Annotated in this window: 18 protein-coding genes and 4 pseudogenes; 11 read left to right on the forward strand and 11 right to left on the reverse strand. The window is 70.7% G+C overall.

The window, feature by feature from the left end; all coding sequences use genetic code 11:
* Positions 1–158: 158 nt before the first annotated feature.
* From SGA01_RS04405 to SGA01_RS04415, 3 genes are read right to left on the reverse strand one after another with little or no spacing between them, the layout of a single operon-like run.
* Positions 159–1,493, reverse strand: a complete 1,335-nt coding sequence (locus SGA01_RS04405) for a nicotinate phosphoribosyltransferase (RefSeq protein WP_141293440.1) — start codon at positions 1,491–1,493, stop codon at positions 159–161.
* A gap of 53 nt (positions 1,494–1,546) precedes the next feature.
* Positions 1,547–2,200: a CBS domain-containing protein gene (locus tag SGA01_RS04410; protein ID WP_141293442.1), complete on the reverse strand. Its 654-nt coding sequence runs from the start codon at positions 2,198–2,200 to the stop codon at positions 1,547–1,549.
* Between the two features lie 36 nt (positions 2,201–2,236).
* Positions 2,237–3,664, reverse strand: coding sequence for an MBL fold metallo-hydrolase RNA specificity domain-containing protein (locus SGA01_RS04415; protein WP_141293444.1), 1,428 nt, complete (start codon positions 3,662–3,664; stop codon positions 2,237–2,239).
* 176 nt (positions 3,665–3,840) lie between these two features.
* On the opposite strand from SGA01_RS04415, the gene SGA01_RS04420 reads away from it, so the two are divergent.
* The 3 genes from SGA01_RS04420 to SGA01_RS04430 are packed head-to-tail and all read left to right on the forward strand — an operon-like array spanning position 3,841 to position 8,080.
* Complete coding sequence (locus tag SGA01_RS04420) at positions 3,841–4,920, forward strand: zinc-dependent alcohol dehydrogenase family protein (protein WP_141293446.1); 1,080 nt, start codon at positions 3,841–3,843, stop codon at positions 4,918–4,920.
* Positions 4,920–5,693 carry an HAD family hydrolase gene (locus SGA01_RS04425; RefSeq protein WP_141293448.1) on the forward strand — a complete coding sequence of 258 codons (774 nt, stop codon included), beginning with the start codon at positions 4,920–4,922 and terminating at the stop codon, positions 5,691–5,693. The genes SGA01_RS04420 and SGA01_RS04425 overlap by 1 nt, the downstream gene beginning before the upstream one ends.
* Positions 5,690–8,080, forward strand: a complete 2,391-nt coding sequence (locus SGA01_RS04430) for a glycoside hydrolase family 65 protein (protein WP_141293450.1) — start codon at positions 5,690–5,692, stop codon at positions 8,078–8,080. Before SGA01_RS04425 ends, SGA01_RS04430 begins: the two co-directional genes overlap by 4 nt.
* 8 nt (positions 8,081–8,088) lie before the next feature.
* On the opposite strand, the gene SGA01_RS04435 is transcribed toward SGA01_RS04430, so the two are convergent.
* Both SGA01_RS04435 and SGA01_RS04440 read right to left on the reverse strand, forming a co-directional pair.
* Positions 8,089–9,078, reverse strand: a complete 990-nt coding sequence (locus SGA01_RS04435; protein ID WP_141293452.1) for an Acg family FMN-binding oxidoreductase — start codon at positions 9,076–9,078, stop codon at positions 8,089–8,091.
* Positions 9,079–9,100: 22 nt separating this feature from the next.
* On the reverse strand, positions 9,101–9,724 hold the full coding sequence (locus tag SGA01_RS04440; protein WP_141293454.1) for a CBS domain-containing protein: 624 nt from the start codon (positions 9,722–9,724) through the stop codon (positions 9,101–9,103).
* 247 nt (positions 9,725–9,971) lie between these two features.
* Here SGA01_RS04440 and SGA01_RS04445 point away from each other — a divergent pair, with 247 nt between their 5' ends.
* The 4 genes from SGA01_RS04445 to SGA01_RS04460 are packed head-to-tail and all read left to right on the forward strand — an operon-like array spanning position 9,972 to position 16,145.
* Entirely contained in the window at positions 9,972–10,874 is a 903-nt protein-coding gene (locus SGA01_RS04445) for a universal stress protein (RefSeq protein WP_141293456.1), read from the forward strand.
* Positions 10,871–11,731 (forward strand): universal stress protein, encoded by an 861-nt coding sequence (locus SGA01_RS04450; RefSeq protein WP_141293458.1) that lies wholly within the window; start codon positions 10,871–10,873, stop codon positions 11,729–11,731. Before SGA01_RS04445 ends, SGA01_RS04450 begins: the two co-directional genes overlap by 4 nt.
* A gap of 7 nt (positions 11,732–11,738) precedes the next feature.
* Complete coding sequence (locus SGA01_RS04455; RefSeq protein ID WP_141293460.1) at positions 11,739–14,360, forward strand: cation-translocating P-type ATPase; 2,622 nt, start codon at positions 11,739–11,741, stop codon at positions 14,358–14,360.
* Positions 14,361–14,411: 51 nt separating this feature from the next.
* Positions 14,412–16,145, forward strand: a complete 1,734-nt coding sequence (locus SGA01_RS04460) for a sensor histidine kinase (protein WP_141293462.1) — start codon at positions 14,412–14,414, stop codon at positions 16,143–16,145.
* A 6-nt stretch (positions 16,146–16,151) separates the two neighbouring features.
* Here SGA01_RS04460 and SGA01_RS04465 read toward each other — a convergent pair whose 3' ends face one another.
* From SGA01_RS04465 to SGA01_RS42775, 4 genes and pseudogenes are all read right to left on the reverse strand, one after another.
* Positions 16,152–16,838 carry a response regulator gene (locus tag SGA01_RS04465; RefSeq protein WP_141293464.1) on the reverse strand — a complete coding sequence of 229 codons (687 nt, stop codon included), beginning with the start codon at positions 16,836–16,838 and terminating at the stop codon, positions 16,152–16,154.
* Positions 16,839–16,890: 52 nt separating this feature from the next.
* Positions 16,891–17,529, reverse strand: coding sequence for a CBS domain-containing protein (locus SGA01_RS04470; RefSeq protein ID WP_141293466.1), 639 nt, complete (start codon positions 17,527–17,529; stop codon positions 16,891–16,893).
* A gap of 27 nt (positions 17,530–17,556) precedes the next feature.
* Positions 17,557–17,934, reverse strand: a complete 378-nt coding sequence (locus SGA01_RS04475; RefSeq protein ID WP_371865995.1) for a Crp/Fnr family transcriptional regulator — start codon at positions 17,932–17,934, stop codon at positions 17,557–17,559.
* A 25-nt stretch (positions 17,935–17,959) separates the two neighbouring features.
* Positions 17,960–18,376, reverse strand: a pseudogene (locus SGA01_RS42775) (hypothetical protein); the annotation flags it as partial.
* A gap of 95 nt (positions 18,377–18,471) precedes the next feature.
* On the opposite strand from SGA01_RS42775, the gene SGA01_RS04485 reads away from it, so the two are divergent.
* Positions 18,472–18,768: a recombinase family protein gene (locus SGA01_RS04485; protein WP_229918599.1), complete on the forward strand. Its 297-nt coding sequence runs from the start codon at positions 18,472–18,474 to the stop codon at positions 18,766–18,768.
* 27 nt (positions 18,769–18,795) lie between these two features.
* Here SGA01_RS04485 and SGA01_RS04490 read toward each other — a convergent pair.
* Positions 18,796–19,476: pseudogene (locus SGA01_RS04490) on the reverse strand (phosphotransferase); the annotation flags it as partial.
* 26 nt (positions 19,477–19,502) lie between these two features.
* Between SGA01_RS04490 and SGA01_RS04495 the strand changes: the two are divergent.
* The 3 genes and pseudogenes from SGA01_RS04495 (at position 19,503) to SGA01_RS40865 (ending at position 21,257) form a co-directional block, all read left to right on the forward strand.
* Positions 19,503–19,712: an SGNH/GDSL hydrolase family protein gene (locus SGA01_RS04495; RefSeq protein WP_141293468.1), complete on the forward strand. Its 210-nt coding sequence runs from the start codon at positions 19,503–19,505 to the stop codon at positions 19,710–19,712.
* Between the two features lie 241 nt (positions 19,713–19,953).
* Positions 19,954–20,440 (forward strand): annotated as a pseudogene (locus tag SGA01_RS41705) (GNAT family N-acetyltransferase); the annotation flags it as partial.
* 55 nt (positions 20,441–20,495) lie between these two features.
* Positions 20,496–21,257: a hypothetical protein gene (locus SGA01_RS40865; RefSeq protein WP_167533985.1), complete on the forward strand. Its 762-nt coding sequence runs from the start codon at positions 20,496–20,498 to the stop codon at positions 21,255–21,257.
* Positions 21,258–21,272: 15 nt separating this feature from the next.
* On the opposite strand, the pseudogene SGA01_RS04510 reads toward SGA01_RS40865, so the two are convergent.
* Positions 21,273–22,123, reverse strand: a pseudogene (locus SGA01_RS04510) (IS5 family transposase).
* Between the last annotated feature and the right edge of the window lie 30 nt (positions 22,124–22,153).

Below are 22,153 nucleotides of genomic sequence, written 5' to 3' on the forward strand. Positions count from 1 at the left end.
ATGAACAACACCAGGACAGCGCCCGCCGGCGTCGCAAGCCACGTCATTCCGGCACCTTTCCCGCGAGCGGCGACGGAGTCCACCCCCCGGCTTCGATCTCAGCCCAGTGGCGGCGCCGGCTCGCTCCTTCGGACGCAGCCTCCGCTGTGTCCCCGGTGCTACCGTCCGGCTCGCGTCCGCGCCTCGATCCGGTGTCGTACGACGGTCGTCAGAGCCGACAGCCGGGTCGACACGACCGGCACCGGTGGCATAGGGCTTTCGATGCGCCGGGCCTCCTCCGGCAATGCGGCGACGTCGGCCTCGAAGCGGGCCCGGGCGGACGCCAGAGTGTCGGGCGGATCCGTGCGGAGCCCGCCGCGCATCACGGTCCGCAGCAGTGGCTCTGTGTCCTCGGGTGGCTCCTCGTTCGCGAGACCGATGACGTCGCGGAGACCGGGGCCGCGGAACACCTGCTTCGGGGCCGGAGCCGTCACCTTCGCCGACGAGAGCTTCATGACCGGCCGGCCGTCGTACTCGACCAGCTTGTACGCCGCGTCCAGATACGGGGCGTCGGCGGCCGTGCCGACCTTCGTCCCCACGGCGAAGACGTCGATGGGTGCCCCGTCCCGTACGAGCGCGGCGACGGCGTACTCGTCGAGGCCGCCGCTCGCGATGATCTGCACGTCTCTCAGCCCCGCCGCGTCGAGGGCGGTACGGGCGCGCCGGGCGAGCGCTCCGAGGTCTCCGCTGTCGAGGCGGATCCCGCACCCCGGACCGCGCCCCAAGTCGCTGAGGACGCGGGCGGCCGTCGCGACCCCGCGGTCGGTGTCGTACGTGTCGACCAGGAAGGTCACCGGTCCCGGATGGGTTCGGGCGAAGGCACGGAAGGCGTCCTCCTCCGAGGCGAAGGTCTCGATGTACGAGTGGGCCATGGTGCCGGATGCGGGGATGCCGTACCGGGTCGCGGCGGCGACGTTGCTGGTGCCGGCGAAGCCGACCAGCGCGCAGAGCCGCGCCGCCTGCATGCCGGCCTCGGGTCCGTGGTTCCGGCGCAGGGAGAAGTCCACCAGTGGTCGCCCGGCAGCGGCGAGCACACACCGCGCCGCCTTGGAGGCGACCGCCGTCTGATGGCAGACGAGAGACAGCAGGTACGTCTCCACGAGCTGGGCCTGCGGCAGGGGCGCGGTGACCTCCAGGAGCGGCTCACCTGCGAGGACCAGCCGTCCTTCGGGCACGGCGCGGACCTGGCCGTCGAACGACAGGCCGTGCAGCGGTTCCACGTCCTCGACCGGCCGACGCAGCGCCTCGGCGAACTCCCGGACGTCGGAGCGGCCCACCAGGAACCGGGAAAGGTAGTCGAGGGCCGGTTCGAGCCCCGCCGCGACGAGAAATCCGCGTCCCGGGGGGAGGTCGCGGACGAAGAGGCTGAAAGTGGCCGGGGCCCGCATGTCCTCCCGCAGGTACGAGAGCACCATCGTGACCTCGTACAGGTCGGTGCTGGTCACCTGGGACATGCTTCGAGCATGCACGGTGGACCCGTGACCTGCACCGGAACGGCCGGACATGGCTACGTCCGGCCCTGGGCGGTGAGCTCGCACCGTACGTCCACCACGCCTTCGACAGCGCGGACCAGGCGGGCCGCGAGCGGGATGAGCCCGCTGTCGCGGACCTCACCGGACAGCGTCACCACTCCGGCGTCGACACGGACGTCGACCTGGCTCTGCGAGAGCGGGAAAACGTGCTCGACGACGTCGTGGCGCACTTCGGCGGCGAGATCCTCGTCCGGGCGGAGGAAGACCTTGAGGAGGTCGGACCGGCTCACGATCCCCTGGATCGTTCCGTTCGTGTCGACGACCGGCAGCCGCTTGACGTGGTGGGAGGCCATGAGGCGGGCGGCCTGGGGCAGGGACGCCTCGGGAGCGACGGTGACGGCGGGCGAGGTCATCAGGTCCTCGGCTCGGCGAGAACCGGCCTTGGCCGTGGCGTCGAGCCGTCGCATCTGTTCGACGAGGCCGAGTCGGTGGTCGTGGAACTCCTCCTTGAGGAGCAGATCGGCCTCGGAGACCACCCCGACGACACGGCCCTCGCCCTCGACGACCGGTACGGCCGTCACCTTCCACCGCTCCATGGCGGCGACGATCTCCTTGAACTCAGCGCCGGGCTGGACGGCGACGACCTTCGTGGTCATCACGTCGGCGACGGTGAACGGCTGAGGTGTCATTGCGCTCTCCCTACCCGAGGGACCGATGGGACCGGGTCAGCGGACCAGGACGGCCTCCCCCGAGCGGGGCACGACGGCCGTCCAGCCCAGTTCGCGGTCGATGCGGTCGCGCAGCGTCTCGGAGGCGGCCGGTTCGCCGTGGACGAGGTAGGTGGTGTGCGGGGGAGGGGAGTCGCGGAGCCAGTCGATGATCTGTCCGGCGTCGGCGTGGGCCGAGAAGTGGGGTACGTCGGCGATCTCGGCCCGTACGGGCACGTACTCGCCGAACATCTTGAGCGTCCGGGCTCCGTCGACCAGGTCCCGTGCCCGGGTGCCGGCAGCGGCGAAGCCGACCACGACAACGGCGTTGCGCGGATCGGGGAGAAGGCGGTGGAGGTGGTGCAGGACCCGGCCGCCGGTGGCCATGCCGGCCGAGGAGACGATCACGGCGGGCCCGTGCGTGCTGTTGATGTCGATGGACTCCTGCACCGTGCGCGCTGCGAGGAACGGTTCCGGGCTCAGCGCGCCCTCGCCCCGTGCGAGGATCTCGGGCCGCAGCTCGGCGGAGTGCTCGCGTACGGCGTCCTGGTAGACGTCCAGCGCGGCGAGGGCCATGGGGCTGTCCACGTACACGGGGACCGAGCGGGGCAGGACGCCTGCGTCGCGCAGGCGGCCCAGTTCGTGCAGGACGACCTCGGTCCGGTCGATCGCGAAGGCCGGGATGACGATGGTGCCGTTCCGTTCGAGGGTGCGGGTGATGACGGAGGCGAACTCCGAACGGGCCGACTCCTGGTCGTGACGGCGGTCGCCGTAGGTGGACTCCATGAGGAGTACGTCGGCGCCGGAGAACGGCTCCGGCGGCACCAGCAGCGGGTGCCCCGGGCGGCCCAGGTCCCCGGAGGTGGCCAGAGTGTGGCCGTCCTCCAGTGTGAGGTGAGCCCATGCAGAGCCGAGGATGTGTCCGCCGTGGTGGAGCGTCAGCCGGGTGCCGGCCATGATCTCCACGTCCTTGCCGACGGTCACGGGGTCGAAGAACGCCAGGGTCTTCTCGACGTCCGAGTCGTCGTAGAGCGGCTTGGCCGGGCGGTGTTTGGACCAGCCGTGTTCGTCGGCGTGCCGGGCGGCCTCCATCTGGAGCCGTGCGCTGTCGCGCAGCACGATCCCGGCGAGCCGGGCGGTGTGGGCGCTGGCCAGGATCGGCCCCCGGAATCCCTGCCGCACCAGGCGCGGCAGATAGCCGCAGTGGTCCAGGTGGGCATGGGTGACGACCACGGCGTCCACGTCCGCGGCGTCGCGGGCGAACCGCTCCCAGTTGCGGTGCCGCAGCTTCGCGAAACCCTGGAAGAGACCGCAGTCGAGGAGGATCCGCGCATGGTCGCTCTCGACCAGGAACTTGCTTCCGGTGACCGTCCCCACGCCACCCAGGAAGCTGAGCAGAGCCGGCCGGGGGGCCGCGGGAGCTGGATTCGGGGCTGCCTCGGACATGGCCGTCCCTCCTTCGGAACGTGTACCGACTTCCACCTTCGCATCCGGACCTGGCCGGCCCCGAGAGTCCGTACGGGCACATCGGGGGGCCGACCGGCCCATGTGTCGCCCGATCACCGGACGGAGCCTGGTGGACGAGGAACGCGGCGAAGCGCGACAGGAAGTGGGTGGGCGCCATGAAGGCACTCGTCTTCCAGGGCCCGGGCCGGATCGCCTGGCAGGACGTACCCGACCCGGCGATCGAGGATCCCGCCGACGCGATCGTACGGGTCGACGCCGTCACCATCTGCGGTACGGACCTCCACATCCTGAAGGGGGACGTCCCGGAGGTGACGCCAGGCCGGGTGCTCGGACACGAGGCGGTCGGCACGGTGGTGGAGGCCGGGGGCGACGTCCGCACGGTCCGGCCGGGGGACCGCGTCCTGGTCTCCTGCATCACGGCCTGCGGCAGGTGCCGCTTCTGCCGGGAGAGCCGCTACGGACAGTGCCGTGGCGGAGGGGGCTGGATCCTCGGCCACATCGTCGACGGCACCCAGGCCGAGTACGTCCGCGTACCCTTCGCCGACCTGTCCGTCCACCCGCTGCCCGACTCGATCGACAGCGCCGACGCCGTCCTGCTCGCCGACATCTTCCCCACCTCCTACGAGGTCGGTGTGCTGAACGGCGCGGTGAGCCCCGCCGACACGGTGGTCGTGGTCGGCGCCGGCCCCATCGGCCTCGCCGCCGTCATCACGGCGCGCCTCTACAGTCCCGGCCGTATCGTCGCCGTCGACCTCGCCGAGTCCCGGCTGAACGCCGCCCGATCCCTCGGCGCGGACGCCACCGTGAACGCCGGAGAAGGACCCGAACAGCTCGTCGCGGATCTGACCGACGGCCTCGGCGCGGACGTCGTCATGGAGGCCGTCGGCGTCCCGGAGACGTTCGAGATGTGCACCCGGATGGTCCGGCCCGGCGGCCGGGTCGCCAACATCGGAGTCCACGGAAAGCCCGCGGTCCTTCACCTCGAAGACCTGTGGATCAAGGACGTCACGATCACCACCGGGCTGGTGGACACCTCGTCCACGCCCATGCTGCTGCGCATGATGGCGGCTGGGCGGCTGCCGTCGGCAGAACTGATCACCCACCGGTTCGAGCTGGGGGAGATGGAGGAGGCGTACGACGTCTTCGGCCGCGCGGCCGAGACCGGCGCCATCAAGGTCGCGCTGGGCGGCCCGCAGCACACGGCCGTGAGCCTCCCCGACACGCCGGCGGCCTGATGAACGGCCGAAGCCCGGGCTCTCGGCCGCCGGAGAGTGTCGTCCTCGACACCGACGGTGTTCTGCTCGACTCCGCCGTCGTGCACGCGGCGGCGTGGAAGACCGCCTTCGACGCCTGCCTCGACCGACTTGCGCCCGACAGCGGGACACAGCCCCCCTTCGACGCGGACGCCGAGTACCGCCGACTCGTCGACGGAAGGTCCCGGTACGACGGCGCCGCGGCCTTCCTTACCGCCCGCGGCCTTCACCTCCCACCGGGAGAGCCCAACGACGCCCCCGGCTGCGGCACGGTCTGGGCCGTCGCGGCACACAAGGAACGGGCGTTCGTCGATCTGCTTCGTACGGAAGGCGTCACGGCTTTCGCCGACGTAGGGCCCGCCCTCACGGCCCTGCGCACGGCGGGTGTGCCGTGCGCTGCCGTCTCCGCCTCCCGGCACGCACGGGCACTGATCCGTGCCGCCGGGCTCGCCGGTTTCCTCACGGTGATCGTGGACGGCGAGGACGCGGCCCGGCTCGGCCTCTCCGGGAAGCCGGATCCCGCGCTCTTTCTACGGGCGGCCGACCTCCTGGACAGCCGTCCGCAGGAGACTGCGGTCGCCGAGGACGCACTCGCCGGAGTCGAGGCAGCGCGTCGCGGCGGCTTCGGCCTCGTCGTCGGTGTCGACCGCACCCCGCTGCGGAGCACCGCCGCTGCCCTGCGAGAACGAGGGGCCGACATCGTGGTTGCCGATCTCACGACGCTGGTCCGGAGCGTGTGGGGTGGGACCGGATGACCACCGACTGGAAGTGGAGGTACGACCGGTACGACCCGGAACGCGAGCCGCTGGTCGAAGCGCTCTGCACCCTGGGCAACGGCCGGTTCGCCTCTCGGGGCTCCGCTCCCGAGTGCACCGCCGGGGGTGCGCATTACCCGGGCACCTATCTGGCCGGCTGCTACGACCGGCTCACCTCGACCGTCGCAGGGCAGCAGGTCGAGAACGAGGATCTCGTCAACCTTCCGAACTGGACGCTTCTGCGCTACCGCTGCCTCCCGGACGACGGTCCGCCGGGCGACTGGCTCACCCCCGACGCCGGGGAACTGCGCCACTACGACGTGCACCTCGACCTGCGTGCGGGGGTTCTCACACGACGTCTGTTCTTCGAGGACGCCCGCGGGCGGGGCCTGCGCGTCAGCCACATCCGCATCGTCCACATGGGAGAACCTCGACTGGCGGCCCAGTGCACCCTGTTCCGCGCCTACGGTTGGAGCGGTTCCATCGAAGTGCAGTCCATTCTCGACGGAGCCGTCACCAACGCCGGAGTCGAGCGCTACCGGCACCTCGACGGGCGCCATCTCAGCGACCACCGGACCGGATTCAAGCCCGACGGCGTCGCCTGGCTCACCTGCCGTACCGTCGACCCAGGCATCCGGATCGCCATGGCCGTGCGCACAGCCACCCGCCCCGCGCGACCCGCGCGGGAGGCAGCCACCTCGGCCGGCACCGAGCAGACGTACCACCTGCCAGTCGTTCCCCGCCGCTCGGCGATGGTCGTGAAGACCCTGGCGCTGCACACAACGATGGACTGGCCCGCCGCCGACCCGCTCACGGCAGCCACTGACCTGATCGCTCGTACTCCGGCCTTCCCCCGGCTGCTCTCGGTTCACAAGGCGGCGTGGCAGCGCGTCTGGGAACAGGGGGAGCTGGATGCGCCCGGGGAAGCCGGCCGCATCCTGCGCCTGCACGTGTTCCACCTGCTGCAGACGCTCTCCCCGCACACGGCGGACCTCGACGTGGGCGTGCCCGCTCGCGGACTGCACGGCGAGGCGTACCGGGGACACGTCTTCTGGGACGAGCTCTTCGTCCTGCCCTACCTCGACCTCCACTTCCCCGAGGTGGCCCGGGCGCTGCTCATGTACCGGCACCGCCGACTGCCGGCCGCCCGTGCGGCCGCCCGCCACACCGGTCGTCAAGGGGCCATGTATCCCTGGCAGAGTGCGAGTTCCGGCCGCGAGGAGACCCAGGAACTGCACCTCAACCCGCGCTCAGGACGCTGGCTGGCCGACCACTCCCGACTCCAGCGCCACGTGGGGTCCGCTGTCGCGTTCAACGTCTGGAAGTATGCGCAGGCCACCGGCGACAGAGGATTCCTCCACTCGGCCGGTGCGGAGATCCTGCTTGAGGTCGCCCGCTACTGGGCCGGGGCTGCCACCTTCGACCCCGCGCTCGGCCGCTACCGCATCCGGGGGGTCGTGGGACCGGACGAATACCACGACGCCTATCCCGATGCAGCGACCCCGGGGATCGACGACAACGCCTACACCAATGCGACCGCCGCCTGGGTGCTCGCCCGCGGCCTCGACCTGCTCGGCGAACTGCCCGAGGCCCGCCACTCGGAACTCGCGGAGCAACTGTCGCTGGACGACAGCGAACTCGCTCGCTGGGAGGACATCTCCCGCCGCCTGCACGTGCCGTTCCACCAGGGCGTGGTGAGCCAGTTCGAGGGGTACGGCGAGCTGGCAGAACTCGACTGGGAGGCGTACCGGGCGCGGTACGGCGACATCCGCAGGCTCGACCGGATCCTGGAGGCCGAGGGCGACACCGTCAATCGCTACCAGGCGTCGAAGCAGGCCGACACCCTCATGCTCGGCTACCTCTTCCGGCCCGAGGAGCTGTACGGCGTGTTCGCCCGGCTCGGCTACGCGCTGGACGACGAGATGTGGCGTGCGACCGTCTCGTACTACCTGCGGCGCACCAGCCACGGATCGACGCTGAGCAGCCTCGTCCACGGGTGGGTGCTGGCCCGGCAGAAGGGCGCCGACGCCTGGCGCTACTGCGAGGAGGCCCTGCTTGCCGACGTGGCTGACGTGCAGGGCGGAACGACCGGCGAGGGAATCCATCTCGGCGCGATGGCCGGCACGATCGACCTCGTCGAACGCGGGCTCACCGGCCTGGAAACGGGACCGGAAGGGCTCCGAGTCGCTCCGGTGCCACTGGCGGAGATTCCGCGGTTCACCTTCACCCTGTGCTGCGGCCCTCATCGAGGGGTGCGCCTGCGGATGCTTCCCGGGCGGCTGGCAGTTCGGGTTCCCGCCTCGCCCGAGGGCCCGCTCGCAGTCGTGCTCCCTGGCGGACGGCGGGTGACCGTCGCACCCGGACAGGAGCGCTGGTTCCGTCTGTGAGGGGCGGTTCAGTCGAAGGCGAGCACTTCGGAGACGGGCCGACGCGGCGTAGCCCGCCCCTGAGGGCCGTAGCCCAGGCGGAGCACCATGTGGACGAAGGCCGCCGTCGAGCTGGGATCGCGTATGGCGGAGCGGAGTTCGGACCACTCCAGGGGTTGTGACATGAGGGAGGTGGCGAGACCGTCGAGGGTGGCCCGGAGCAGGATCCGGTGCAGCGCCTGGCCGGCCATCAGCCACTGCTGCGGATTGTCGTCGACCGTGCCGAGGAGGGCGATCTGAGGCCGCTTCTCGAAGCGTGCCGAAGCGCGGTCCGGGACTTGCCGGGGTGAGTCGAAGTCCCGGACCGGAGAGGTGACGTCGTACTGCCGCGGGCCGAAGGCGTACGAAGGGATGCCTTCGGTCTCGGAGCCCTCGTCGGGCGCACCCGTGCGTGTCCAGGCGGCGATCTCCGCTCGAACCGCCGCGTCTGCGGCCTCGAACCTTTCGGAGTCGTGGACGATCTCGAGGACGGCGTCGGTGTGCCAGTCGCCCGGCACGACCAGCTGGCAGCCCTCCAGGAGGGCCGCGGCCCTCAGACCGTCGACCACCTCGGAGGGGATCTGCTCCTCGGTGAAGGGGAATCGGCTGGTGTGGCGCCGCGACAGGGCGGCGTGGAGCGCGACGAGACCGCGGTCGACGTCGTCCGCACCATGGAGTTCCACGTCGGCGAAGTGCCAGCGGTCCTCGGGGCGGGGCAGCAGCCGGACCGCGGCGTGCCGGCCCCTGTGCGCGGCGGCGACCCGCAGACCGAACAGGGCGGCGCCGCAGCCGAGGTGGAGGGCACGGTGGTCCGGGTCCTCCACCGGCATGCCGCGCAACGGATCGCCGTGCAGCTCGATGACGCCGGTACCCGTCTTGCAGACGAACTTCCACGGCTGTGCGTTGTGCATCGAGGGAGCCGTGACGGCGTCTTCGATCAGCGACGTCACGAGTGATCGGGTCAGAGCGGTGGTAGACACGGTTCGTCCTGTCTGCGCTGAGTCACAAAGAGATGTCGTGCGGAGTCCGGGTGGAGGACGTGAGACGCGTGTCGTCCTCGTGGAAGGACAGTCGGTCCACGACGGCGACGACGCCGTCGACGCTCTCCGCAAGTCCTACGAGCATCAAGGCCTGACTCCGCCGCCGGATGCGGCCCCCCAGCGTCACCACGCCGTCCAGGACGTGCACGTCCACCACGTCCGCGGGAAGATCCATGGCATCGGTGAGGACATCCTCACGGATGCGGCGCCGTATCTCGGAGTCCGGGCGGAGGTAGACACAGAGAAGGTCGCGGCGGGTCACGATGCCGACCAGTCGTTCCTCCTCGTCGACCACGGGCAGGCGCTCGACTCCGCGGCGCACCATCAGCCGGGCCGCGTCCGCCACCGTCTCCTCGGCGTGGATCGTGACGGCCGGAGTGTTCATGAGCTCCCGCGCGGTCAGTTCGTGGCGGGCCAGGAGATCGCTCTCGGAGACGACTCCGACGACATGGTCGTCCTCGTCCACGACGGGGACCCCGCTGATGTCGTGTTCGGCGAGCATCTTCGCCACCTCCCTGAACGACGCCGCAGGGATGGCGGAGACCACCTCGTCGGTCATGAGGCCCCCGACCTTCATGTGCTTCATCGCCGCGCCTCCTGTTCGAGGGTTCGGCCGGTGTGCTGTCCCGTGACACCACCCTCCGCCGCACGCTTGGGGGCGGCGAGGGCCGAATGGTCCACCCTCGGGTCCGAACGGACTCGTCGCTGCCGGCCCGCGCTCAGCCCAGCCCGGGTAGGACCTTTGGTCCCGTCGTTGGCCCCAGCGGCCCTGCGGCCGCTCGGGACCGGCTGCCAGGGTGGAAGGAGTCCCCCGGACCGCGTGAGGAGGAGCCATGGACGGAACCCCAGCCCGCCCCGGCCCCAGCAGGGTCGTCGTCGGCGTCGACGGATCACCGCCCGCACGCACGGCGGTGACGTGGGCGGCAGCGGAGGCGGCCCTGCGGGGCAGCACTCTCTTCCTCGTCCATGGAGCCGACACGGACACACAGGCACCGTTCCTGTCCCGTGCGGAGATCGTCAGGAGCCGGCAGGAGGGAAGGGAACTGCTCGACCGGACCGCCGAGGCGATCACGGCGCGTCACCCCGAGCTGACGGTCGTCACGGAACTCACCGATGGCAGGGCCGCCGACGGGCTGCGCGGCGCCGCCGCCCTGACCGGCACGATCGTCGTCGGGCACCGAGGCCTCGGCGGGTTCCCCTCGTTGTTGCTCGGATCCGTCGGCCTTCAGGTCGCGGCCGGCGCCACCACGCCCGTGGTCGTGGTCCGCGGTACCGCGGAGCCTGTCGAGGCCGGCGTGGTTCTCGCGGCGGTGCGGGACGAGGCTGACGTGGGATGTGCCCGCGCGGGGGCACGCGAAGCCCTGCTGCGCAAGGTACCCCTGCGGCTCCTGCACATCCGGAGTGCCGGGCTGTCCGCCCGCTCACGAGCTGCGCTGCCCCACGGTGACGACGAGATCGCCCGCGATCACGTACGCGTACTGTCCTCGCTCTCGGAACGGGTCCGTGAGGAGTTCCCGGGACTCACTGTGCACGCCGACGGCCAGAAGGGCCGCAGTGTGCCCGGGGCCCTTGTGGACGCGTCGCACCACGCAGACCTTCTGGTCGTCGGTGGCCGGCGTTCGCCCGGATACCTCGGACCCACCCTCGGCCGGACCACGCTCAGCCTGCTGCAGCACGCCCACTGCCCTGTGGAGCTCATCCCCCGGCAAGGGCCCGGACACGGGAGCACGTCATGACCAGCACCACGGATCGCTGTGACATCGTCGTCGGCATCGACCCGGTCAAGAACTGGCACCTGGCCCTTGCCTGGGCCGCGGACGAGGCTCACCGGCGAGGCGTGGGACTGCGCCTGACAGTCGCGGTACCACCGCAGCACGACACCCAGCACGTCGACGACACCCCTCGTCACCTGGCACAGCGGCAGGTCGGCTCGGAAGCTCTGCGTACGGCACTCGCCTGGGCGCACGCCCGGCAGCCGGACATCAAGGTCACCTCCTCTCTTCTCGACGGGTTCCCGGCGGCAGCCCTGGCCGCTCTGTCGAACGAGGCCGACATCATCGTGCTGGGCTCCCGGCACCTCAGTCGTACCGAGGAGTTCCTGAGCGCCGGCTCCCTGGTCCTACCGGTCACCGCGCAGGCGCACTGCCCGGTGGTCGTCGTGGGCGACGCGGAACACATCACCCAGGAGACGCCCCATCTCGTCGTCGGCGTCGACGGCAGCGAATCCTCACGCGCCGCGCTGGCCTGGGCCTTCGAGGAAGCGGACCTCCGGCGCTGCGCACTGCGTGCCATCGCCGTCTGGCAGCCACCCGTCTTCACCCTGCACAGCGGTGACACGCTGTTCCACGCCGAACGCCGCCTGCTCTCGGAGACCACCGCCGGCTGGGCGGATAAGTGCCCCGACGTCCGGCTCACCCACGAGGTGCTCATCGGCTCCCCCGTCGAGACGCTCGCTGGCGCCGCCGAACACGCCCTGGCCGTCGTCGTCGGCCGTAGGGGCCGGGGCGGGTACACCGGGATGCGTGTCGGCTCCGTGGTCCACGGGCTGCTCCACCGTGCCCACTGCCCGGTGATCACCGTCCCCGCGAGGTGATCGGGCCATGACCGCGTCGGCAGCGGGCCAGGCACTCACGTCCGTGCGGGTCACGACCGGACTCACCGAGGCCGAGGCCGCCCGCCGGCTGGCCGACACCGGCCCCAACGAGGTCACCGCGAGAAGGCCCGTACGGCTCCACAGCAGGGTCCTGGCCCAGCTGACCGACCCGCTGATCATGGTGCTCCTCGGGGCAGTCGTGCTGACCCTTGCGATCGGCGACTATCCGGACGCCGTCGTCATCGGGTTGGTCGTCCTCGTGAATACGACCGTCGGGGTGGCGCAGGAGATCCGGGCCGACAACGCCGTCGCCGCTCTCTCGGCCCTCACCGCCCCGCACGCGCGCGTGCGGCGCGACGGCGCCGTGCGCGACCTCCCGGCGGCGGCGATCGTCCCGGGTGACGTCCTCGTGGTCGGTGAGGGCGACATCGTCGCCGCCGACGCCGAGCTCGCCGAGGCGTCCGCCGTGCTGGTGGACGAGTCCATGCTCACAGGGGAGTCCGTGCCCGTCGACAAGGACGCCGGTGCGACCCTGAGCGCGGGCACGGTCGTCGTCCGGGGCCGGGGTGTGGCCGTGGTGACGGCGACCGGGGCATCCAGCGCGCTCGGCCGCATCGCGGCTCTTCTCGACGAACGTCGCGAGCCGACCCCGCTGCAGCGCCGCCTCGCCGCCCTCGGACGCATCCTCGCGGCCGTGACGCTCGCCCTGTGCGTCCTGGTCTTCGCCCTCGGCCTGGTGCGGGGGCTTCCGCTCGGCACGATGGCGGTCACCGCCATCAGCCTGGCCGTGGCGGCGGTCCCTGAATCCCTTCCCGCCGTTGTCACCCTGGCCCTCGCACTCGGAGCCAGACGCATGGCCGCCCGGCATGCCCTGGTGCGGCGGCTGCCGGCGGTGGAGACGCTCGGATCGGTGTCCGTCCTCGCCACCGACAAGACCGGCACCCTGACGGAGGGCCGCATGGTCGTCCAGCACCTCTGGACACCGCGCGTGACCGCCGAGCTCTCGGGGGTGGGGTACGAACCCGAGGGCGAGGCCCTTGTCGCCGGGAGACCGGCGGACGCAGACGAGCTCGAACCGCTGACGGAGCTGCTGACCGTGACCGCCCTGTGCAACGACGCCACGCTGCGCCCGGCGGACGCCCGGGAGCCCGACGACCGCTGGACGGCTCTGGGCGACCCCATGGAAGCCGCCCTGCTGGCGGCCGCGGCCAAGTGCCGATGCCCGGGTCCGGCGGAACTGTCGGCGACCCGCCCCCGGATCGGTGAAGCGCCCTTCGACAGCCTCCGCAGACGCATGACCACGCTCCACAAGACCGGCGGAGACGGGGTGCTCGTCTGCATGAAGGGCGCACCCGAAGCCGTACTCGACCCGGCCGTCCTGCTCGATCCTCCGGACGCGCTCACGGCGGCCCGCCAGGAGGCCGCACGCCTGGCCGCCCGCGGGTACCGCGTGCTCGCCGTGGCGTCGGGCGCGCGGAACGACATCCCGAGCCCGGTCACCACGGCGGAGTCGCGGCTCGCGCTCCTCGGCCTTGTCGCGCTCAGCGACCCGCCCAAGCCGCATGCCGCGGCGACTCTCGCCTCCTGCCGTGCGGCCGGCATCACTCCCGTCCTCATCACCGGGGACCATCCGGCGACGGCACGGGCGGTGGCGTCCCACATCGGCCTCCTGGGCGACGGCGGCGAGACGGAGGGACGGGTCGTCACCGGCGCCGACGTCGCCGCAGGACGCGTCGCCGACCTCACCTCGGTGCGGGTCTTCGCCCGTACGGACCCCCAGCAGAAACTGGACATCGTGGAGGCGTGGCGCGCCGAGGGAGCGGTGACCGCGATGACCGGCGACGGGGTCAACGACGGCCCCGCCCTGCACCGGGCGGACATCGGCGTGGCCATGGGGGCACGGGGCACGGAGGTCGCGCGGCAGGCCGCCGACCTCGTCCTCACCGACGACGAGCTCTCGACCGTCGTGGCGGCCGTCGAGGAGGGAAGGCGCGTCTACGACAACATCCGCCGCTTCCTCGTCTACGGGATGGCCGGCGGTGCGGCGGAGATCCTCGTGATGCTCATCGGCCCGCTGCTCGGGCTGCCACTGCCGCTTCGCGCCGGCCAGATCCTGTGGATCAACCTCCTGACACACGGCCTCACCGGCGTCGCGATGGGCGCCGAACCCGCCTCCCCGGGAGCGATGCACCGCCCTCCGCGCCCACCCGACCAGCACATTCTCGGCGGTGGCGCCTGGCAGAGGCTGCTCCTTCTCGCGGCCGTCGTCACGGCGGCCTCCCTGGGCGCAGGGCTCGCCGCCCAGGCACTGGACCTTGCCTGGCAGAGCGTCCTCTTCCTCGCCCTGCTCGCAGCGCAGCTGGGCGTCGCCCTGGGACTGCGTACCCGACTTCTGACCAAGGAGAACCCGTTCCTCCCGCTGTCCGTCATCGCCTCCGCCCTTCTGGCAGCGGCAGCGCTGTACGTGCCCTTCCTGAACTCCATCCTGGAGACCGAGCCACTCGGCTGGGCGGGCGCCGGGATCGCTCTCGCGTGCGCGCCCGCCGGATTCGTGGCGGCTCGCGTCGTAAGGACCGCCTTCCACCCAGGGGGCTCGACAGGAACGGGTGGTTCATCCGGTCTACGGTGAGAGTGCGCGCTTCGGGTGCAGCCCGTGCGCTCGATGCGGCCGGAGGTTTCGATGGGCCGGGAGGACACCGAGTCCGCGGGTACACGGCTGCCACGGCTGCGACTCGACGAGCTGCTCGACGAGGTCCAGGTGCGCATCGACGAGGTGCGTGGCACCAGGGACCGGCTCAACGGGCTCCTCGAAGCCGTCATGTCCGTGGGCCGCGAACTTGACCTGCCGCAGGTGCTTCACGGCATCGTGGAGTCCGCCGTGACTCTGGTGGATGCCGAGTACGGAGCCCTGGGCGTCATCGGCGAGGACCGGAGGCTCTCCGAATTCCTCCCTATCGGCATCGACGACGAACTCCGCGAGAAGATCGGTCCGCTACCGTCCGGACATGGCATTCTCGGCGAACTGATCCGCAACCCCAAGACGCTGCGCCTCGCCGAGCTGTCCGAGCACCCAGCCTCGTACGGCTTCCCGGCCCATCATCCGCCGATGCACACGTTCCTGGGCGTCCCCATCCGGGTCCGCGACGAAGTGTTCGGCAACCTCTACCTCACAGAGAAGCGCGGAGGAGCCGACTTCGACGCCGAGGACGAGGCCGTCGTGACGACCCTGGCCGTCGCGGCCGGCATCGCCATCGAAAACGCCCGCCTCTACGAGGAGGGCCGCCTGCGCCACCGCTGGCTGGCCGCGAGCTCCGACTTCACCAGTGCCCTCTTGTCCGGTGCGGAGGAGACCGAGGTCCTCGGCGAGATGCTGGAGCGGGCCGTGGACATCGCGGGCGCGGACATGGGGGTCTTCTACCTGGTCGGACCGGGCGGCGAACTGCGGGGCTCGCTGGCCCGCGGCGAGGGAGCCGAAGCACACCGAGGCGTCGTCCTCCCGAACAGCGAAGGAACCCTGGTCGAGGCCGCCCTCGCGCAGGATGGCCTGATCACGGTCGTCGACGTCGAGAACGAGCCGCGCATCACGGTGCAGCCCGAACGGTGGAAGGGGTTCGGGTCGGCGGTGGCCGTCACGGTCGGCACCAAGGAGCGACTCAGCGGGGTGCTGATCCTCGCGCGGCGCCACGGGCGGCCCGCCTTCACGACCGCCGAGGTCACCGCTCTTCCCGGATTCGCGGGGCAGGCGGCACTGGCGCTCGAACTGGCCGACCGCCGTCGTGACGCCGAGCAGGTGAGTCTTCTGGAGGACCGCGACCGGATTGCCCGAGACCTCCACGATCTGGCGATCCAGCGCCTCTTCGCCACCGGTATGACCCTGCAGAGCGCCCGGCGCTTCGTCGAGCACCCGGAGGCCGTGGACCGACTGACCCGGGCCATCGACGACCTCGACGCCACCATCAAGATCATCCGATCGACCATCTTCGGCCTCCGGGAACACGACACCCCGGGAACCACACCGAAACTGCGAAACCGCGTGGTCAAGGCCGTGGATTCGGCGGCGTCGACGCTCGGATTCGCTCCGGCGCTGCGTATGGAGGGCCTGATCGACACTGACGTACCACCGCAAGCGGCCGAGGAGGTGCTCGCCGTCCTCGGTGAAGCCCTCACCAACGTGGCACGCCACGCCCAGGCCCGCAGGGCGGAGGTGTCTGTCGTCGCCGACGACGGCGTACTGGTGGTGACGGTGGGCGATGACGGTGTCGGCATTCCGCACGGTGGCAGCCGCAGCGGACTGCGGAACCTGGCCGAGCGGGCCGAGCGGCTGGGCGGCACCCTGTCGGTCCACGCGCGAGCGGAGCCGGGCAGCGGCACGGTCCTCGAGTGGCGGATCCCGCTGCCGGCCGAGCAGGAGTAGGAGCCTCTACGTCTCCTCGGTGTCGTGCTCATGGACCTGCGCGGCGATGACGGCCGCCTGCACACGCCGTTCGACACCGAGCTTGCCGAGCAGCCGTGAGATGTGGTTCTTGACGGTCTTCTCCGACAGATAGAGCCGCTTGGCGATCTGCCGGTTGGTGAGCCCCTCGCCGATGAGGTCAAGTACGGACCGTTCCCTGTCGGACAGCACCGCGAGCCGTTCGTCCTCCGGCGGCTTCGCCGCCTCGGGGTCGCGCAGCGAGTGCATCAGCCGCGCGGTGGTGGCCGGGTCGAGCATCGACTGCCCGGTGGCCACGGTCCGTACTGCCGACACCAGGTCGGACCCCTTGATCTGCTTCAGGACGTACCCGGACGCCCCCGCCATGATCGCGTCGAGAAGAGCGTCCTCGTCGTCGAACGACGTCAGCATCAGACAGGCCACCTCAGGCATCCGAGACCGCAGCTCCCGGCACACCGAGATGCCGTCCCCGTCGGGCAGGCGCACGTCGAGGACCGCCACGTCCGGCCGAAGAGCGGGGCCCCTGGCCAGCGCCTGCTCCGCCGTCGCCGCCTCGCCGACCACTTCCATGTCGGGCTCGTCGTCGATCAGGTCACGAAGGCCCCGGCGGACGACCTCGTGGTCGTCGACGAGGAAGACCCGCGTCGGTGCGGTGGCTGTCGGCAGATCGGACATGGGCGATCCCTGCGGTCGGTGGGCTCGTACCCGCCCCCACAAGGATTGTCCGTCATGCGGCGTCTTCATGGGCGCCGAGACGCATCCGAACGTCGACGACCCCCTCCACCGCCCGCACGGCGCGGGCAAGCAGTGGAACCAGTGACGGGTCGGCGAGCCCACCACGAAGGGTGGCCACGCCTTCCAGTACGGAGACGTCCAGCCCTACCGGGGCAGCAGACTCGCCCAGGACGGAACTGCGGATCTCCTCCTCGATCTCGCTGTCCGAACGCAGGAACACCTTGAGCAGGTCACTCCGGCTGACGACACCCTCCAGCATCCCGATGTCGTTCACCACCGGCAGCCGCTTCACCCTCCGGGTGGCCATGATCCGTGCCGCCTCAGCGAGCGTCGCGTCCGCGTGCACAGTCACGGCCGGGCTCGACATGAGCTCACCGGCCCGCAGAGCTCCCGCCTTGGCCGCCTCGGCGAACTCGCCCGGGCGAGGCGTATCGAGCCGGAACTCCTCCTTCGGCAGAAGATCCGCCTCCGAGACGACTCCGACGACACGCCCCTCTCCCTCCAGGACAGGAAGGGCACTCACCTTCCACTGGTCCAAGAGCGCGACGATCTCCTTGTAGGGCGCGTCACGGCCGATCGCGATGGCGGTGTGGGTCATGACGTCGCTGACGGTGTAGTGCGAGGCAGGCATGACGTTCTCCGGGAGGTGGGTGAGGGGCTACAGGCTGCTGCCGTGCGGGGCGTACAGATCGAGCAGTCGTACTCGGGCGGCGACGAGGCGACGAGCGAGCGTCTGCCCGACGAAATGCCCGAGGGCGGAGCCGAGAGCAGGATCGGCGTCCATCATCATGCGCACGGTCAGTGCATCGAACTCGTCCGCCCGCACACGCGTCATGGCCTCCGCACCGAAGTGCCAGCGGTACGGGGCGAACAGCCAGGACCATCCGAGCAGCTCACCCGCATTCACGGTGTCGATCACTGCCGGCTGTGTGCCAGGCACGGCGAAGTCCAAGGTGACCGTGCCCGTCCGAAGGATCCAGAAGCGCTGGGCGGGTTCGCCCTCCTCGAACAGCCGGGTGCCTTCAGGGAGGTCCACCGGGCGGCCGCATGCCATCAGCCGGTCACGTTGGTCGGCGGACAGAGCTGTTGTGAGCCGAGGGGAAGCAAGAGAGCTCATCGGGGACCTCCTCGTCGGTGTCCGCATCCAGTCTCGGCTGCACACCACGGGTGGGGGGAGGGCCGCATGGCCCCCTTCCCGTACCACTCGGCGCCGACGCGAGCAGTTGGTCGGCACGGGGAGAGAGTTGGCACCTGTTCCTGGTGAGGCGGGAACCGGTCAATGGACCGCTGGCTGCACCCGCTCCCCAGTCGGCTCCCCGGTCCCCCTGAGCTGTGTCAGCTCGCTGGATGGTGTGACGCGTCGGGTGCGGTGTGCAGTCCGGGGTGGTGCTGTGGGTCCAGCTGGCGAGGATGCCGATGGCTTCCGCGGAGGGGGAGGCGGGTTCGGGGGCGTAGATGATGAGGGTCTGGTCGGGGTCGCCTTCGACGGCGAGGACGAAGTATTCGAGGGTGAGGTCGCCGACGAGCGGACCGCCAGGACTTCGTCCTCGCTGAGGCCGGGATTGAGGACCTGGTGGAGTTCGCGGAAACGGCCGGCACCTCCAGTCGGCTCCGCCCGCTCCAGCGCCCGAGGTTCAGCGAACTGTTCGCGTACGCGCGCTCCGGCGACACCGTGCAGATCTCCGAGATGTCCCGCGCTGTGCGCGGCACCAGGCACCTCCTCGGCGTCTGCACACAGCTGCCTCGCCCTGCGCATCCACGACGGCGCGTTCTCCGCCATGGACCTCACCGCCCGCCACCCGCATACCGGAGAACTGCTGTCCACGGTCAAGCTCACGGTTCAGACTCTTGCAACGCTCACACACGGTGAAGCGGGCAAACGTTTTCTGAGCCGACACTAGGCAGCCCCGGTAAGCGCCCGCTCCACCACGTCGAGCCGCTCCGTCCACCAGTGAAGGAGCGCCTCGTCGGCAATGAACAGGTCGTCGCAAGAGCGACCGTCCCGGTCGTAGTGGAACTCGAGCTGCCAGAAGTCCGTCATCCGCTTCCACCAGAGCCGACGCGCACCATCGACGAGTGCAGCTGCCTCCAGCGGGATCACCGACCGGTAGCCGGCCACGAACGCCGATACCCGCTCCAGGTCGAACACGCCCTCCACACCGAACTGCACTTGCGCTGTCCGAACGACTTCCTCCGCGTACGGGCGACCGCCTAGCCGGTCCCAGTCCAGGACGGCAACCAGCTCGCCGTCCGCCCAGAGGAGGTTCCGGTGCTGGAAGTCACCATGCGTCCAGCCATGCGGGCCCGCGGGGGCATTTCCCTCAGGGCGGAGGTGGGCGTGCTTGTCGAGGAGGATCTTGCGCTCTTCGAGGGCAACGCCAGCAGCCACGTCGAAGGTGTCGCCTGCACCCCGGGCTGACACCGCTCCGGCAAGCCGGTCGGCTTTCTGGACGGCTCGTCCGGGCTCCGTCACCTCAGCGGTGGCCGAGGCCGGCACGGTGGGCAGCTCGGCATCATCGGCAGCACGGCCGAGCGCCTTATGGAGACCCGCGAGGTGTGCGCCGAGTTGGTGGGCCGTGGGTCCGGGGCGGCCATCTTGTTCATATGCTCGCCAGACGCTCGCCGACCGACTGGGGCGCCGACCTTGCCGCCATCGTGGACGACCTCTGCAAGCGCGCCGATCGCGTCGCGGTCACGGGAATCCCACCCTTCACTGCCTTCCCGTCCCTCCCCGGCGCCTTGGGGCGTTACCTCGCGCGCCGCGCCGGCGCCCTCGACGAGATCTCGCGCCGGATATGCGCCGAGCGCCTGTAGGTGACGTGGGTCCGCTCCGACGACATCCCGGCCGACCCCGATTTCTTCGCCTGCGACGGCTTCCATCCCGCCGCCCCCGGCTACCGCCGCTGGGCCCAAGCGGTCGCGGACCAGCTATCTCCGTGATCGTCGCGCGCACCATCACTTTCGCGAGCCAGGCCCGCGTGGAGCCCTGCCCTCCATGGGCGTGGCCATCTGATCACGAACGGGCCGAGTCGCAATCGAGGGGGACGGCAGGGACATGGGCCAGACACTCGCGGAGATCCTGCAAGCCGCGTCGCAGGGGGGAGTTCCCGCCACCGGACGGTGGCACGACTGTGGTGTCGCAACCAAACCGTCGCGACGCAGGGGCGATTGCGTTCACCGCACACTCCGTGGTGTTCACCGACGAGGACCCGGAGTGGGTGCGGGCAACGCTGGCTTCCGTGGACTGCGACGACCTGGCCGCCACCATGAACCCGCGCTTCCTGGCAGCGCTCCTGAGTCATACAGGCAGGTCGAACGACACGATCGACCTGCTCACGGTCGCCACCCCGCTGCCGGGCGAGCCGCCGCTGGACCTCAAGGAAATTGCTGACCCGGACCATCCACGGGTGGCGAGGGCGCGCAAGCGCCGTGACGGCGTGCGCGTGTGGACCACCGCCGGCGGAGTGCTCGTACTCGGCCGGGGAGTGGCGCGACGCTGGGAGATGGCGATCGAGGTGGATGAGGAGATACGCCACCGCGGACGGCGCGGCCGCTTGGAGCGCCCCGGTGTCCCTGGGCTGGAGAAGCGCCTCACCCGTGTCCCTGGTCTCCTTCGGCGGCAAACTCCACTGCATGTACGTCCGCCCGGGCGACCGCGCGGTGATGTGGAGCAGCATGACCAACGGCGCGTGGTCTCCACCCCAGCGCGTGAACTCCTGGTCCAGCGACTTCGTGCCGGGCCTGGTCGCCTTCAAGGGCAGGCTGTACGCGACGGTCATCGCGCTGAACGGCGACGTACTTTTGAGCACCTGGGCCGGAAGCGGGACGGCGTGGAGCACCACCACCCACCTCGCCGGGACGGCCAAGTCCGACCGGGCCGCGTCGATGTCCGCGAAGGACGACTACATCTACGCCACGTACTACACGTACAACTGGCAGGGCTCCTACAGAGGGGGACAGACCGTCTACTCCTCCGACGGGCAAACCTGGAACCCGCTCGACCCGTGGCCCTCCGCCCACAAGACCGCCCACAGGGCGTCCATGACCACCCACGGCGACAGGAACTGGTTTGCCTACCGCGAGCACGACGGAGTCAACTCGGTCGCCGAAATGCTCGGCATCGTCTGTGACTACGTGCCCCCGCCGTCGGGCTGGAACACACCGGAAGGCCCCACCCTGGCCACCCACAAAGGCAAGGTCTGGCTCGTCGCCCGCGGCCACTCGGGGCACATCCACGCCCTGAACACCCCCGACCGCAACAGCCCTTGGGTCCGCATGCCGAACGCCGACGTCGGCGCGATGGAAGGCGAACCCGGCGTCACCTCCCACAACGGCAGCCTCTACGCGATGTACCGCTAGGCAGTTTCGTTTGGATCAGCGGGCGGACCAGAGGAAGATGCCTGCGATGTGGAGTCCGGCGAGGTAGATGGTGGCGGTCTTCTCGTAGCGGGTGGCGATGCCGCGCCACTGCTTGAGGCGGTTGATGCACCGCTCGACGGTGTTGCGCTGCTTGTAGGCCTCGCGGTCGAAGGCGGGCGGCCTGCCGCCGAGGCTGCCGCGCCGCAGCCGGTTCGCGCGCTGGTCCGCCGGAATCGGGATCACTGTGCGGATACCGCGTGCGCGCAGGTGGTCGCGGATCGCGCGCGAGGAGTACGCCTTGTCGGCCAGGACCACGTCGGGCCTGGTGCGAGGCCGTCCGCGCGGTCGGGGGACGCGCAGGCGAGCCATCACCGCGGTGAAGGCGGGAGCATCGCCCGCCTGGCCCGCGGTCAGCACGAAGGCCAGCGGCCGGCACCGGCCGTCCGCGGCGAGGTGGATCTTCGTGGTCAGCCCGCCGCGGGAGCGTCCGATGGCGTGGTCGGCGGGCTCGCCGGCCGGGGCCCCTTTTTGCGGGCCCCGGCCGCGTGCTGGTGCGCACGAACGATCGTGGAGTCCACCGACACGGCCCAGTCGAGGTCCTCGTCGGTGTCCGCCTGGGCCATGACAGCGGTGAACACCCGCTCCCACGTGCCGTCGAGAGCCCACATCCGCAGCCGGTTGTAGACGCCCCGCCAGTTGCCATACCTCTCCGGCAGGTGCACCCATTGCGAACCGATCCGGAACTTGAACGCGATCGCGTCGATCACCTCACGGTGATCACGCCACCGGCCACCGCGCTTCGGCGTCCGGTCCGGCAGCAACGGCTCAATCCGCGCCCACTGCGCGTCAGTCAACGACACACCCAGACCAACGAGCAGAAGATCCAAACGAAACTG

It is taken from the genome of Streptomyces gardneri, from assembly GCF_006539185.1.
In the GTDB taxonomy this organism is placed as follows: Bacteria; Actinomycetota; Actinomycetes; order Streptomycetales; family Streptomycetaceae; genus Streptomyces; species Streptomyces gardneri.